Annotated in this window: 13 protein-coding genes and 1 pseudogene; 11 read left to right on the forward strand and 3 right to left on the reverse strand. The window is 43.3% G+C overall.

Going from position 1 to position 15,326, the window contains the following annotated elements; translation table 11 throughout:
• The first annotated feature begins 543 nt into the window (after positions 1–543).
• On the forward strand, positions 544–699 hold the full coding sequence (locus tag WBJ10_RS06140) for a hypothetical protein (protein ID WP_424288641.1): 156 nt from the start codon (positions 544–546) through the stop codon (positions 697–699).
• A 69-nt stretch (positions 700–768) separates the two neighbouring features.
• Positions 769–1,371, forward strand: coding sequence for an HD domain-containing protein (locus tag WBJ10_RS06145; protein ID WP_424288642.1), 603 nt, complete (start codon positions 769–771; stop codon positions 1,369–1,371).
• Between the two features lie 17 nt (positions 1,372–1,388).
• On the opposite strand, the gene WBJ10_RS06150 is transcribed toward WBJ10_RS06145, so the two are convergent.
• The gene (locus WBJ10_RS06150; protein WP_424288643.1) at positions 1,389–2,660 is read right to left on the reverse strand and encodes a hemolysin family protein; all 1,272 of its coding nucleotides are present in this window, start codon (positions 2,658–2,660) and stop codon (positions 1,389–1,391) included.
• A 214-nt stretch (positions 2,661–2,874) separates the two neighbouring features.
• Here WBJ10_RS06150 and WBJ10_RS06155 point away from each other — a divergent pair, with 214 nt between their 5' ends.
• From WBJ10_RS06155 to WBJ10_RS06180, 6 genes are all read left to right on the forward strand, one after another.
• Positions 2,875–3,243 carry a hypothetical protein gene (locus WBJ10_RS06155; RefSeq protein WP_424288644.1) on the forward strand — a complete coding sequence of 123 codons (369 nt, stop codon included), beginning with the start codon at positions 2,875–2,877 and terminating at the stop codon, positions 3,241–3,243.
• 157 nt (positions 3,244–3,400) lie between these two features.
• Positions 3,401–3,631, forward strand: coding sequence for a hypothetical protein (locus WBJ10_RS06160; RefSeq protein WP_424288645.1), 231 nt, complete (start codon positions 3,401–3,403; stop codon positions 3,629–3,631).
• An 11-nt stretch (positions 3,632–3,642) separates the two neighbouring features.
• On the forward strand, positions 3,643–5,163 hold the full coding sequence (locus WBJ10_RS06165; RefSeq protein ID WP_424288646.1) for an efflux RND transporter periplasmic adaptor subunit: 1,521 nt from the start codon (positions 3,643–3,645) through the stop codon (positions 5,161–5,163).
• 9 nt (positions 5,164–5,172) lie between these two features.
• Positions 5,173–8,274: an efflux RND transporter permease subunit gene (locus WBJ10_RS06170; protein WP_424288647.1), complete on the forward strand. Its 3,102-nt coding sequence runs from the start codon at positions 5,173–5,175 to the stop codon at positions 8,272–8,274.
• Positions 8,258–9,436 (forward strand): TolC family protein, encoded by a 1,179-nt coding sequence (locus WBJ10_RS06175; protein WP_424288648.1) that lies wholly within the window; start codon positions 8,258–8,260, stop codon positions 9,434–9,436. The genes WBJ10_RS06170 and WBJ10_RS06175 overlap by 17 nt, the downstream gene beginning before the upstream one ends.
• Positions 9,437–9,552: 116 nt before the next feature.
• Positions 9,553–10,824, forward strand: a complete 1,272-nt coding sequence (locus tag WBJ10_RS06180) for a zinc dependent phospholipase C family protein (protein WP_424288649.1) — start codon at positions 9,553–9,555, stop codon at positions 10,822–10,824.
• Between the two features lie 87 nt (positions 10,825–10,911).
• Here the strand turns inward: WBJ10_RS06180 and WBJ10_RS06185 are convergent, their stop codons facing one another.
• Together WBJ10_RS06185 and WBJ10_RS06190 are read right to left on the reverse strand one after the other, a co-directional pair.
• The gene (locus tag WBJ10_RS06185; protein WP_424288650.1) at positions 10,912–11,469 is read right to left on the reverse strand and encodes a hypothetical protein; all 558 of its coding nucleotides are present in this window, start codon (positions 11,467–11,469) and stop codon (positions 10,912–10,914) included.
• 9 nt (positions 11,470–11,478) lie between these two features.
• Positions 11,479–12,741, reverse strand: a complete 1,263-nt coding sequence (locus tag WBJ10_RS06190) for a TonB-dependent receptor domain-containing protein (protein WP_424288651.1) — start codon at positions 12,739–12,741, stop codon at positions 11,479–11,481.
• Between the two features lie 136 nt (positions 12,742–12,877).
• Here WBJ10_RS06190 and WBJ10_RS06195 point away from each other — a divergent pair.
• The 3 genes and pseudogenes from WBJ10_RS06195 to WBJ10_RS06205 all read left to right on the forward strand — a co-directional run.
• Positions 12,878–13,231, forward strand: a pseudogene (locus tag WBJ10_RS06195) (HAD-IC family P-type ATPase); the annotation flags it as partial.
• A gap of 290 nt (positions 13,232–13,521) precedes the next feature.
• Positions 13,522–14,025, forward strand: coding sequence for a TlpA family protein disulfide reductase (locus WBJ10_RS06200; RefSeq protein WP_424288652.1), 504 nt, complete (start codon positions 13,522–13,524; stop codon positions 14,023–14,025).
• A complete protein-coding gene (locus WBJ10_RS06205) occupies positions 14,022–15,233 on the forward strand; it encodes a sialidase family protein (protein ID WP_424288653.1) in 1,212 nt (403 codons plus the stop codon). The genes WBJ10_RS06200 and WBJ10_RS06205 overlap by 4 nt, the downstream gene beginning before the upstream one ends.
• The last annotated feature ends 93 nt before the right edge of the window (positions 15,234–15,326 follow it).

A 15,326-nucleotide genomic window follows, 5' to 3' on the forward strand; every position in this document is an offset into this window, starting at 1 on the left:
GTCAGTAAAATTGGTGCGTCGGATTAAAATATTTTCGGTAATTCTTCGCCACGTCTTCGGTAATTCTCTGACTCTTCTCCTATACAGATTTGCTATAGCACCGCTACAGTTCCGGTCTGTCTTCGAAGTTTTACTGCTTTTTTTTCGGTGTTTTTTCGCTATTTCTTCGCTTAGTCTTCGGTCGGGCTTCGGTATTTCTTCGGTCCGCTTTCGGTCGGGATGTCTGTAAAAGCCGATTTTTCTCTGCCCCGGCTTCGTCGGGCTCCAGCGTATTTCGAAACCAAACCGAAGAGAAAGCGAACGCCTGGCACTGAACACTCGGAATTATCTTAAATCTGTGTGAAATCTGTCTGCCTGCAATTGCTGTGGGCCTACTGATTGTGGAATGCAAGATGAGACCAAGCCACGGTCCATTCCCGGAATCGTCCCAGAATCGTCTCAATTCGTCTCAACTCGTCTCAAAATTTCGGTTGACCCCGGCTTCTGCTCATTTTTGTGCAATACCGGTACTTAACCTAATTATTAACCCTTAAAATCAAAAAAATGAGAAGAATTAGAAAAGGAGCTAATGGAGGCTTTTCCGGCACGACTGGGAGTTTAATGGCATTTAACATTATGTTCACACAAAAAAACAAACCGATATCAATTGCCTTTGTTATAACTACACCGATGATTATCTCAAAGGCAGAATTTGCTTAGCGTTTTATAGGTGACGGAGACAGGGTTTCCCTGTGGGCTATTTTAGAATTATAAAAAATGCAAGTTTTTATGTTAACATCCGAAGAAATACTGGATGCCGTTAAAAGTCATGTTTCTAAATTTTTAAAGGTTAATCTGTCTCCCGAATTAACCTTTCATAATGCCGACCATACTTTTGAAGTGGTGCGGGCAGCGAGGGAGATATCTCTAGAATATGACTTGTCGGATGAACAGCGTAATAACATTGAAATCGCGGCATGGTTCCACGACTGTGGTTATTCACAGTTATACACTGACCATGAGACCCTAAGTAAGTCGTTAGCAAGGGATTTTTTACAGGAACACAATTATCCCGAAAATGCGATTAGTCAAGTTTTGGATTGCATCGAAGCCACCCGCTATCCACAAAATCCCCAGTCAATTGCCTCCAAAATAATATGCGATGCTGATTTATACCATTTTACCAGGCCGGATTACCATCGCTACGAAAACGCATTGCGTTTAGAGCTGGAAACTTACTTCGAAAACCAGTATTCTGATATCGAATGGGCACGTACCAACTGTTTAATGCTTGAGAATCACGAATATTTTACGGACTACGGAAAGGAAACTTTGCAAAAGTTTAAAGACGTTAATATGGAACGTGTCAGAAGCAAGGCGCTTGAGTGCTAGACGCCATAAAGATCGGCTTAGACCTTCGTCAATAATATCTTATCAATCCTCTGATCATCCATATCCACAATTTCAAACTCAAAATTCTTCCATCTGACTTTTTCTCCTGTTTCCGGGAAACGCTGTAAGAGGTGAAGAATCAACCCGCCAATCGTGGTAAAACCTTCAGTTTGATCGGTATCTGGAAGGTTAAAATACTGGACAAATTCATAGAACGGAAATTGCCCGTCGAGGAGCCAGGAATTATCGCCCCTTTGAATGATAGCAGGTTCGATTCCGACTTTAGTGCTGATATCTCCAATAAGCGCATCCACCACATCGTTCACCAGTAAGATACCCTGAAAGGAACCATATTCATCTACCACGGCAGCGATATGGGTGTTATGCTCTTTGAATTGCTCCAGGACTTTGTACACCGCCATGCTTTCGTGAACGAATAATGGTTTCTTAACCAGATCGTTCAGGCTAAAATCTCCGGCTTCAAAGGTTTTCGGTAAAATATGGCTGGAGGAAACGATCCCCAAAAACTTATCGGGAGAATTATCAATTACCGGATAGGCGGCGTGAGGATACAAACCCATTTTATCTGAAATTTCTTTTATGCCGTCGCGGATATCGAAATAGATAATATCTGAGCGATGGGTCATTAATTCATTGGCCTTGCGATCGCCCAAAGCAAAAACCCTTTTCACAATGTCTTCTTCGATTTCCTGTATTTCGCCGCTCGTTGTACTCTGTGCAATAATTGATTTGATCTCTTCTTCTGATACAATTCCATCATTATTCTCTTTAATACCCAAAAGGCGCAGGAATAGGTCGTTCGTTTTAGCCAGCAGCCATATAAATGGTTTGGTAATGGTCGAAATAATTCCCATAGGTCCTGCCATGATCATCGCTATTTTTTCCGGGAAGCTCAATCCAATTCGTTTTGGAAGCAATTCTCCGAAAACAATAGAAAAATAGGTTAAGACAATCACTATGAGAACGACAGCCAGCGATTGAGCATAGGGTGCCAAGAGGGGCACCGATTCAAGCATAACGCGGAGGTCGTCGGTCAGTTTCTCCCCGCTGAAGATACCAGTCAGTATCCCGATTAATGTTATTCCGATTTGTACTGTAGATAAAAACGTATTGGGATTTCCAGCCAGGTCCAGTGCTTTTCTCGCATTCGTGTTCCCTTTCTTTGCTGCACTTTCGAGCTTAAACTTGCGTGCGGATACCAGCGCAATTTCACTCATTGAAAAAACTCCGTTCAAGAGAATAAGAAAACCAATGATCATAATTTCCATTCGACAAAGCTACGGGAATTTAGTTCTGCTCTGAATGTCTTTTCGAAAAGAACAGGTAATTTTAATGTTATTCCTAAATTTTCTGGTATGCACCGCGTGACTTCCGCATTATACAAATACAAGGCTTGGTACCTGTAATATTGACTTGCAAGCCTGTTTAATTAGATTTAAATATCTATTTTTACATCCAGTGTTAAAAAGCGCCACCATATCGATGATTCTGCTTGTAGCATTTTTTATGCTTCAGGCTCATAATCTAATGCCTCATAAGCACGAAGTTCCTAAAACTAGCACACATGGTCACGATGGTAGTGATCATCATCACCATGATCAACCTGCAAATCCAACTGATAATACTGATCATAACGCCGAATTCGGGAATGCCTTAGTTAAGCCAGTTAACACCAAGTACGAGCTGACGCCACTGAAAATTACTCCTTATCCTGCGCCGGCATCTCTGCCAGAAATAAGCGATTTATATAGTTTTATACCACAGCTTAGTTCTGCATTGCCAGGATATCTGCTACCTCCTGATCCCAATTTACAAGGGATCGCTTTAAGAGGCCCCCCTTCTTCGATCTGATTAATCTTGTCCCTGTCCGGATTTTAAGATTCGTTTATTTTTAATCTCTCCGAATTATTTGTCAAACTATGGCATTCCAATTCGTGTTGATTTTTTAACGAATTAAACCTGCCTGATCATTAACCAGGCTACATCATAAACCAAAAACGTAAAAGAAATGAAAAAGACATTTTTAATTGCAGCCTTATTTACCGCTTCATTTAGTATTGCTGCGTGCTCCAATCAAGAGAAAAAAGAAGATTCCCATATTCATGAGGACGGTTCCACGCATGATGACCATGCTACCGATACAGCTTCAGTGAAACAGGAAGAATTTAATGTAGACTCAGCACACGCGGACACAACGGGTGGCCATACCCACGAAAACGGGGAGAATCACTCTCACTAAGATTATATCATATGAAACGTTTAATAGTTGCCTGTGTGCTCTTCGCAGGTTTGATGTCGTGTACAAGAACTTCAACAGAAGAAGAACATGCGCACGCTGCCGATGGTAGTCACCCCGGTGAGGAAGCACTACAGGCACTATCTTACACCCTTTATACCGATAAGTCGGAACTCTTTGTAGAGTTCAAACCTCTGGTTGTGGGAGAAATTTCCAAGTTTGCAGCCCATCTTACGCATCTGGGCGAGTATTTCACGCCTTATACAGAAGGATACGTAACCGTAAGTCTGATTACCGGCAATACAGGGATTAAGCACAGCGCCGATACTCCAGCTTCGCCCGGGATATTCAGGCTAGCCCTACAGCCCACGAAAGCTGGATTGGGCAAACTGATATTCGATATCAAAACGAAAGACTTTAACGACCAGATCGTTATCGACAGCATTCCCATATATGCTAATGAGAAAACTGCGATCGCTGCACAGCCAAAGGAAGAGGCTGGAACAGATATTTCCTATCTGAAAGAGCAGGCCTGGAAAGTAGAGTTTTCTAATATGCCCGTGGTGCGTGAAACGATTTACGATGTAATCAAAACCACTGGCCAGGTTATGGCAGCTCCCGGCGATGAAGCTATGGTAATTGCCAAAACTGCGGGAATAGTTAAATTCCGAGGGACTAATATGCTCGCAGGCTTACCCGTTCGATCCGGACAGGCTTTATTTAATGTGTCGGGAGGTGATATTGCAGTCGACAACATTGATGCTGCCATCCGCACCGCCAGGGCCGAACAAAACGCGGCTAAGGCGGAATTTTATCGTACTTCGGAACTAATTAAGGATAAATTAATTACCCAGGCTGAATTTCAGCAGGCGAGGCTGCGGTATCAGCAAAGCCAGATTGCCCTGAGCAACCTTTCGCGTAGTTATGGTGCCGGGGGCAAAAGCGCTGTTGCACCGACCAGCGGATTTATTAAAGAACTATTGGTGACTGAGGGGCAGTATGTCTCGGCAGGCCAGCCACTCGCCACCATTACTAAAAATAACCGGCTGATGTTAAGGGCTGATGTGTCGCTGAAAGACGCAGGCCGGATGAATTTAATCAACCAGGCTAATTTCACGATTATCCAAAACAAACAAACTTACAGTACACGGGAGCTCAATGGCAGGCTGCTTTCGGTCGCAAAGACAACGGGTGATAACACACCCTATATCCCCGTACATTTCGAAATTGACAGCAAGTCAGGTATAATTCCCGGATCATTTGCCCAGGTTTACCTGCAAACAACGCCTATTAATAACGCTCTGGCGATTCCGGAATCTGCCTTGATTGAAGAGCAGGGGGTGTTTTATGTGTATGTGCAAACCGCAGGGGAGTCATTCCAGAAACGTGAAGTAAAAACCGGTGCCAGCGATGGTAGGAACATACAAATCCTGTCGGGAATTACTGAAGGTGAACGTGTGGTTGATAAAGGCGCTTATCAAATTAAACTGGCAACAATGAGCGGGGCCATGCCTGCTCACGGACATGAACATTAAGGAAAAGCAATGCTAAACCGAATTATACAATTTTCGCTGCATAACCGATTGATCGTGTTAACGGCAGCGGCACTGCTTATGCTGATGGGGGCTTATACTGCAACCAGAATGGAGGTGGACGTATTCCCGGATTTAACCGCGCCTACAGTTGTAGTGTTAACCGAAGCCCATGGCATGGCCCCTGAGGAAGTGGAAAGGTTGGTTACTTTTCCGGTAGAAACTGCCGTTAACGGCGCTGGCAATGTCCGGCGGGTCCGCTCTTCTTCATCAGCAGGAATCTCTATCGTCTGGGTGGAGTTTGAATGGGGAACAGATATTTATCGTGCACGGCAGACAGTCAGCGAGAAACTAACCGTTGTCGGCAATCAGTTGCCTTTGGGTGTGAGTGCCCCGGTTATGGCACCGCAATCTTCCATCATGGGTGAAATTATGCTGATCAGCGTCACAGGCACGAAAACAAGCATGATGGATGTGCGTACGATAACCGATTGGAATATACGTCCCCGCTTATTATCTATTGGCGGAGTTTCACAGGTTGTGGTTATAGGCGGCGATTACAAACAGTACCAGGTTCTGGCATCTCCGCAGAAGATGGGCTATTACAATGTTTCTCTAAATGAATTGCTGGAGGCTGCACAGCAAGCAAATAAGAACGCTGCAGGTGGTTTCATGAGTGAGTACAGCAACGAATATATTGTTCGGGGAATTGGACGTACCAGCGACCTGAATGAAATGGGCAGCTCGGTAATCAAAACCAGTAATGGGGTTCCAATAAAGATTGAAGATGTCGCAGAACTAAAAATAGGCTCATCAGTCAAGATTGGCGATGGCTCATTAAAAGGTGAACCTGCTGTGATCATGACAGTAATGAAACAGCCCAATGTAAACACGCTGGAGCTAACTAATCAGATTGACACTGCGATTGCTGATCTTAAAAAAACGCTTCCGGCCGATCTGGACATTAACACCAAAATATTCCGACAGGCAGATTTTATCAATGCATCCGTCAGCAACATTCAGAAGACGCTAATTGAAGGCTCCATCTTCGTGGTTATCATTTTATTCTTATTTCTGATGAACTGGCGGGCTACTGCCATTTCATTGATAGCCATCCCAATTTCCCTTCTTACGGCTGTACTTACTTTGAAGTATTTAGGTTTTTCAATTAATACCATGAGCCTTGGCGGGATGGCCATCGCAATCGGTGATTTAGTAGATGATGCGATTATCGATGTGGAAAATGTCTTTAAACGGTTGAAGGAGAATGCTGCCAAACCTCTGGCCGAACGGCAAAATAAACTGACGGTGATCTATGATGCTTCTGTGGAGATCCGTACCTCAGTGATCAATGCAACTTTTATCATCATCGTGGCCTTTCTTCCTTTATTCTTCCTTTCGGGGATGGAAGGCCGCTTGCTCGCACCGCTTGGTATCGCATTCATTGTTGCCCTTTTTGCTTCACTGGTTGTGGCTATCACCGTTACTCCCGTGCTATGCAGTTATCTTCTCACGAAAGATGAGATGCTGCTGCGCCAGCACCGCGACAGCTGGCTGGTACAGCGGCTGAACGGCTGGTATGAACGATCCCTTGAAAAAGCAATGAAAGCTAAGAAGTTAATTCTGGGAGGGGCGCTGGCCTTATTCGTATTCGCGGCGATTTTATTCTTTACGCTCGGAAGAAGCTTCCTGCCTGAATTTAACGAAGGTTCGCTGGTTGTCAGCGTTACCAGTATGCCGGGAATTTCCCTTCAGGAAAGCAATGCAATCGGTAATCGTGTCGAAAAAGCATTATTAACGGTACCAGAGGTAAGAACAACCACCCGCAGAACCGGCCGGGCTGAATTAGATGAACATGCGCAAGGAGTAAATGCATCAGAAATTGATGCTCCTTTCACACTTGACGAGAGGAGCCGGGAAGAGTTTATGGAAGCCGTTCGCGAAAAAATGGCGGGAATCACGGAAGCAAATATCACCATCGGACAGCCCATTGGCCACCGTATTGACCACATGCTTTCAGGTACCCGTGCCAACATCGCCATCAAGATATTCGGAACTGATCTGAACACCTTGTTTAACATTTCAAACCAGGTCAAAAGTGCGATAGAGGGCACTGAAGGACTGGTAGATTTAAGTGTTGAGCAGCAAATAGAAATCCCACAGGTCCAGATCAAGGCTAATCGTGCTATGCTGAGCAAATACGGCATTACCATCGGGGAGTTCACCGAATTTGTCGACATCGCCTTTGCTGGCGAAAAGGTATCAGAAGTATATGAAGGGGCACAACGTTTTGACCTTCTTCTGCGTTTCGATGATGCCAATCGGGGTAATATTGAGAATATACGGAATTCATTAATCGACACTCACGACGGTCAGAAAATACCATTAAGCTATGTGGCTGAAATCGTTTCAGCAACCGGCCCGAATACCATTAACAGGGAAAATGTCCAGCGTAAAACTGTGGTGTCCGCAAATGTCACCGAAAGGGACCAGAAAAGTGTCGTGGATGAGATTAAGGGTAAAATTGAGTCGAGTGTCAAGCTTCCGCAGGGTTACCGCATTGAATATGGCGGCCAGTTTGAAGCAGAGGCCGAAGCATCCCAAACATTGATTGTCGCATCACTACTGGCTTTGCTAATCATTTTCTTTTTGCTGTTCCATGAGTTTAAAGATCTGAAAGTTTCTTCGATCATCCTGTTGAACTTGCCACTAGCTCTGATAGGAGGGGTATTAAGTATTTGGCTGACTTCCGGCATCTTGAGCATCCCGGCAATTATTGGTTTTATTACTCTCTTCGGGATTGCAACACGGAATGGCATATTATTAGTATCTCATTATAAGACTCTTGGTACTGAAGGTCTAAACCCTTACGATACCGTCGTGAAAGGATCTAAAGACAGGTTGAGTCCTATTTTAATGACTGCACTCACAGCTGGGCTGGCACTGATACCTCTGGCAATGGGTGGCGCTCTTCCGGGCAATGAGATTCAGAGTCCTATGGCGAAAGTAATCCTTGGCGGATTACTGAGTTCCACCTTGCTCAATTTATTTGTTGTACCGATAGTCTATTACATGACGATCAGAAATAAGAAAGAAAATGAAGTTAATAGCTAGCTTATATTGCCTGCTGATCAGCACTACGGTGTATTCTCAAACGGGTATTGATAGTCTTCTGTCGCAGGTAAGCAGGAACAATAAAGCCATACAGGCGAAGCGGGAATTTGAACTAGCCAGAAAAGCAGAATTTAAAACCGGCCTCACACCTTACGACCCCACGGTGGAGTACGATTACCTTTCGGGATCACCGGCAGGAGCGGGGAACCAGCGTGATTTCGCAGTGACCCAGCAGCTGGATTTCCCATCGGTATATGGAAGCAAACGGAAACTCTCTGTCCAGCAGGGCATACAATCGGACCTTCAGCACCGCGTCTTTTCCCAGGATATTCTGCTTAAGGCAAAACTGGAAGCCCTGGAATTAATCTACCTGAATAAGCTGTCAGCAGAGTTGAAACACAGGTTGGAACGAACACAAGCTTTGGTGTCCGATTATCAAAAGAAGCTTGATAAAGGCGACGCCATTATTCTCGATGTAAATAAAGCTAAACTGCAATTGTTGAATATACAGCAGGATGTCCTGTTGAACGATAATGCCATCAGCCAGACACTAACACGACTGCAGGAACTTAATGGTGGGATGGAAATAAGCCTTACTGACACTATTTATCCCTTCGTAGCCCAAGTACCCAACTTTAGAACATTAGACAGTTTAATCGAAGCCAATGACCCTCTTCTTCAGGTCTACGAGCAGGAGCAGCTAATCCGGCAGCAGCAGATAACCGTTCAAAAACGATTGAATCTTCCGAAGATTGAAACTGGGTATCACTCTCAGGCGATCCTGGGACAGAGTTACAAAGGTGTACATGGAGGAATCAGCATTCCCCTTTGGGAAAACAGGAACCGGGTAAAGGCAGCAGAAGCAAATCTTAATTATGCCAACTTTAATGCAGTTAACCATAAACTGGAACATCAGCTTGAGAACAAACAATACTATGATCAGCTGGAGGTTCGTGAGAATGCAATGGCAGAATACCGCACTTTACTTTCATCTCTGAATAATGCCGCCTTATTAGACAAGGCACTAAAATTTGGGCAAATAACCATCATTCAGTATGCGCAGGATGAACGGTTTTATTTTGATTCCTATTTAAGGTATTTACAGATGGAAGCCGAATATCATAAAGCACTGGCAAGGCTATATAAATTTATGCTGAATTGATACGAAAATGTCTTGAAAATCTGGAGAGTATCCATTGCTTTATAAATTAATAACTTTCAGCGCTTCCATTCGTTATACATCACTAGAAATAGTTTGACCCATTTCCCAATCCGTAAATGCAAGAGAAGTCCAATACGCTGAGAAGCAAATATGTATTCATCGTTTTGTTTGCAATATTGATTAGCTCAATAAGGGCGAATGCGTACTCATTACTAACTCATGAAGCGATAATCGATGTGAGTTGGAAGAAGTCGATTGAACCACTGCTGCTGAAGAAATACCCGGGCTCGAGTGCAGAGGAATTGGTGAAAGCACATGCTCATGCTTATGGAGGGGCTGTAATGCCGGATATTGGATATTCCCCATTCGGGAGTATGCTTTATACAAACTTAGTGCATAATGTTAGTTCCGGGGATTATATACAGGCATTATTGGATGAGGCCCAAAACCTCAATGAATATGCCTTTGCTCTGGGTTCTCTCTCACATTATATGGCCGATGTATATGGGCATTCGGTCGGGACGAATGTTGCTGTGCCCATAACTTATGAGAAACTGAGGGCAGAATTCGGCGATCTGGTAACTTACGCGGATCATCATAAGTCGCATTCACGAGTGGAAGTCTCGTTTGATGTCCTGCAAACAGCCCGCGGGAATTACGCGACAAAGGCGTACCATGATTTTATTGGATTTGATGTATCACGGGAGGTCGTAGAAAGGGCGTTCTATAAAACCTATGGTTTACAGGTTACGGATGTTTTTCGAAGTTTGGCACTTGCCATAAGCACTTACAGGTGGGTTATTAAGTCACTGCTTCCAAATATTGTAAGAGCTGCATGGGCGACAAAGAAATCTGCGCTAAAACAGGCAGAACCTGGAATTAAGGCACAAAAGTTTTCCTTCAAAATGAAAAATAGCACCTATTATCATCAATATGGAAGAGATCTTCAAAAGGCGGGCTTCATACCAACCATCATTTCTTTCATTATCCCGATTTTACCTAAGCTGGGGCCGCTTTCTAAATTAAAATACAAACCCCCTTCCGCTGAAGCTGAACGATTGTTTATAAAAAGCTTTGACAGTACCTTAGTCAACTATCAGGCGTACCTGGGGAAACTGAATTCAAAACTACCGCATCTTACTAACAAGACCCTTGATACAGGAGGAGAAGCAATTTTTGGCAAGTATTCGATTACCGATGAAAGCCACGCAGATTTGCTGTTGAAATTGCATAAGAAGAATTTTGAGAACCTGAGTCCTCTGGTCGCAAGAAACTTGCTGGAATACTATAAAAACGCCAATCCAGTTTGGTCAAAAAAGAGAGACTTAAAAAAATGGAGTGAAATAAAAACAGCTTTGGACGGTTTGAATGAATTTACTTCTGAGTAAAGAAATTTCTCATCCAAACAGGTGTTGCACATTTAATAATAAGAGTGCCGGTTCGCTGAGGACCGGCACTCTCGTCAATTTAATTCCTTACTGAACCACTACATTAAAAGTAGCATCAATATCGGATCCACCAGGAGTTTCCGTACCATTTTTAGTTCCCGGCTGGTGGCGCAACAGTACCTGAACTTTTCCGGTCGAAGCTGAGCCCGTGGTTGCGTTACCCGTTAAACCGATTGGTAGGTTTTTTGCATCCTTATCGGTGATGGCAATGGCCAGGTTCAAGCCAGCCGTTGGCTTGTAAACAAACAAATGTTCGTCCGCTTCTTCAAGAATCTCGGCTTTGATGTCTTCTGCCGGAGAAGCCGATTCATTTAATACCGCGTCAACGGTCATCGTATACGAAGAATTGGCTGCCAGTCTGATTTCATCTATGACCGCTGCGTTGCCTCCATCACCATCCAGATCTTTATAAGAGAATGTCCGCACATCCGTTGCGATCGCTTTATTAACAAATTTCAGGCGAAGTGTGGTGATTAACTCTTCCTCCTCCACATCAGGGAGTGCTTGATCTTTTTTACATCCTGCAAAGCTTACTGCGGCTACCATAGCTGCCATAAGTCCGAATCTTAATTGTTTCTGAAACATAGTTTTAATTTAATGATTGTTGTTATTGTTAAGGTTATTTGCTTTTCCAAAAGGCATTTTCAGCCTGATTATAAAATTTCTCCCGGTGTCGTCGGCATAATACCTGAACCGGTTTAAGTAATCGCGATATCGTGTGTTCAGCGCGTTCTGGACACTAAAACTCAGGTTTAATGCCTGGCCAAAAACATTCATTGAGGTCGCCAGGTTCATGTTGATTAAAGTGTAGGCATTTGGCACTGGTGCAAAATCCTGGGAAGCCTGAATCAAATTCTGCTTCGCCACGTGAATGGCGGTTAGGTCAAATGAACTTGCTTTAAAGGCTTTGGTTTCCGGTAAATGAAAGCTCAGATTTCCAGAGAATCTATCGGCTGGAATAAACTCTAAATGCTGGTTTGTAACCGTGTTATAAGCCCGAACAAATGAATATTTAGCTGTCGCAGATACGTGTTTATTTAATTGCCATGAGCCAAGGAAATCTGCACCTGTGAAACGGGAATCTACCTGAACATAGTGGAATGCAGGGAATGCGCCTCTGATAGTCAACACCGGTGCCAGCCAAGATTTTAGGTATATATAATCTTCGATCCGGTTATAATACCCGCTGATTTCGGCACTAAACTTTTCACTTTGCTTAATAATTCCAGCCGTGAGGTTAATTGAAGATTCTTCCCTAAGGTTAGCGTCTCCTTTTTCATAGGTAGCACTACCATGGTGTACTCCGTTATTAAAAAGTTCATTGATGGCGGGAGGGCTCCATGCCTTTGCCAAAGTAGAGGTCAGGCGATAACCTTTCCCCATATGATAGGATGCGCCCACAGTTCCGGATAGCTGATTAAAATTGAATTGCGGCCTAATTTCCGGGATGGAGGAGTCTAAGACGTTTTCTCGCAGCCTCGCCTGCATCCATTTATAGTCATATCTTAAACCTGCTTCAAGTTCCCAGTTGCTGAAAACCCTCTTTTCAATAAGGAACAAACCCCCATTGTAACTATCAAAAAAGGGAATGAGGTACCTTCCGTCATAAAAGTTTTGCTGGAACATGTTGCTAACCCCAATCCTTCCGGTAAAACCAGCAACAGGTTCGTGGTCGAGGTATAAATCTAAAGCCTGCGTGGTCAGATCAAAACGGAGCTGGTAATTATCCTCATTTGATCGTCTAACCAGATCATACTCTTCCCGGTTATTGTTCTGTATACTGTACTGTAGATTTAGTTTGCCTAATCCTTCAATCAGATAGCCAGAACGTAATTTAAGTACATTGTGCTGTGCCACTTGGTTTGGACGCTCGATAGTATACAGCAATGTAGATTGGTCGGAAGGCAGGGGTTGGTCCCTTTCAATGGCATTAAGCAGATCTGTAGTACTTCCATTGTGCGATCCGCTGAAAATACCTAGTTTCGAATTGAAGGTACTGGCAATGACCGGTGATGGTGTAAACGACGCGCCGGCTTTAGCCATTGCGGATGTAGGTATCGCTGTAGGCAGCGGCAGTGATATCGCAGCGGAAACGGCCGGAATAATTTTAGTTAATAGTAATCCAAAGGATGTGGTGAACCTGATTTTGTTTGGGAAGGCCACCTACCGTAAGATGGTTCAAAATCTGGTTTGGGCAACGGGTTATAATATCATTGCATTGCCTTTGGCAGCCGGTGTTCTCTATAACCAGGGAGTTTTATCAAGTCCGGCTGCAGGGGCTGTGCTTATGACTGTCAGCACCATAGTTGTAGCTATTAATGCAAGTATGTTAAAAGTGAAGTCTTAATGTATTTTATGACCCGTTGGTCTATTCCAAAAGGCTTAGCAGTTCTTTTGGGATGAGAGTTACTGAAGCTATCAATTTATTAATTCATTTGGCTCTTAATTATGTCGATTGTTTTATGTGATGTATTTTAGACGTTATAATGGCAAAGATTTCAGGAGTTATTTTACTGTCTTCTATCCAGGCAACGGAGAGAGTACCTGATGTAAAAGTAGCGGGCATTATGAAAAACATCATGGTAAACGGCTAGAAATGAGGTTACTTATGAATAGTATGCAGATAAAAAAAGGTTAATGAATAGAACTCGAACATTGGCACTTATTGGTTTATTGGGCACAGCAGCCTGTAATAATGCAGAGAAACCCAGGGCTGTATCGTACGAGAATAAAACGGAACTAACCAATATTCGCTTAACTGGTTTAGATCAACAAGCCGTAGATTTGGGAAAATACAAAGGCAAAACCGTTGTCATTAACTTTTGGGCAACCTGGTGTAAGCCCTGCCTTTTAGAAATGCCTTCCATTGAAAAAGCGCAGAATCTACTCCGCAACGAGGAGATAATATTTCTACTTGCATCAGATGAAAGTGTTGAACAAATTGCTGAGTTTCGAACCAGGCATGATTATAAATTCAATTATTTTAGAATAGAAAACAGTGAGGACATGGATATTCAAGCGCTTCCAACTACTTTTATTTATAGTCCGGAGGGTCATCTCGTGTTTTCAGAGCCGGGCGAAAGAAAATGGGACGATTCTGCAAATATTAATATGATTCTAAAAATTATAAAAACGAAATGAGTAGACATCTTCTAACCTTACTTATATCAATTTTCCTATTTGCCTGTAACAATCCGGAAAAGAGTGCACGCAAAGAAAAAGAGACTTTAAAATTACTCCCTTCTCCAGCCGATTCTGCGAGTGCTGAACCTTATTTGTTTACCGATAAGAACGGTATGGTGTATCTGTCATGGATTGAAATAGCAAAAGATACGAGTTTCCTAAAATTTTCTAGTTTGATTAAGGATGAGTGGTCGAAACCAGTGGCGATAGCTTCGGGCGATAACTGGTTTGTCAACTGGGCAGATTACCCGATGCTGGCATCTGACGGGGAAGGTAACATGATAGCCCACATTTTGGAAAAAAGCGAAAATGGTACTTATACGTATGATGTCAAGCTCTTTGTTTCTTCAGACAAAGGAGTAAAATGGAGTCCCTCAGGGATACTGCATGATGATGGTAAAAAAGCAGAACACGGCTTTGTTTCATTACTCTCCGATGGAGCACATTATTTTGCCTCATGGCTCGACGGCAGAAATACGGCAATGGAAGGCAGCACAGGCCATGGTGAGGCACATCATGGAGCAATGTCCTTAAGGGCAGCAACCATTAAAAAAACAGGTTTGAAATCAGATGAGTGGGAGCTGGATAACAGAGTTTGCGATTGCTGCCAAACAAGTGCGACATTAACAGCAAACGGCCCTGTAGTGGTTTACCGAGACCGTTCAGAAGATGAAATTCGGGATGTTTCAATCGTTAGACTGGTGGATGGCATATGGACCAAGCCCAAAGCTATATTTTCTGATAATTGGAAAATTTCGGGGTGTCCCGTTAACGGTCCACGGGCGGACGCTCAGGGAAACAACCTGGCAATCGCATGGTTTTCGTCGCCAGACAAAATTGGGAAAGTTCAGGTAGTTTTCTCAAAAGATGGGGGAGCTACGTTTAATAACCCTGTTAAAATTAATGAATCTGAAACTATTGGCCGTGTAGATCTCCTTATGCTGGATGATAGAAGTGCAATGGTCAGCTGGATGGAAGGCTCACAAATAAAAGCAGCCAGGGTCTATAGTGATGGTAAAAAAGACCCCTCAATGGTTATAGCTTCTTCATCCGAATCCAGGTCAGGCGGATTTCCGCAAATGACAAAATCAGGAAAGAGGGTTATTTTTGCATGGTCTGATACTAAAGAAAAAAACATTAGGACTGCTAGTCTCATGTTAAATTAACAAAGTCTATCCGCCATATTATGAACAGATTTCAAATCAGAACAAATTTCCTTTTTGTTTGTCTATAAGAAAAGTCTCAATCGATAAACCTAA

The sequence above is a fragment of the Daejeonella sp. genome, from assembly GCF_049655485.1.
Lineage (GTDB): Bacteria > Bacteroidota > Bacteroidia > Sphingobacteriales > Sphingobacteriaceae > Daejeonella.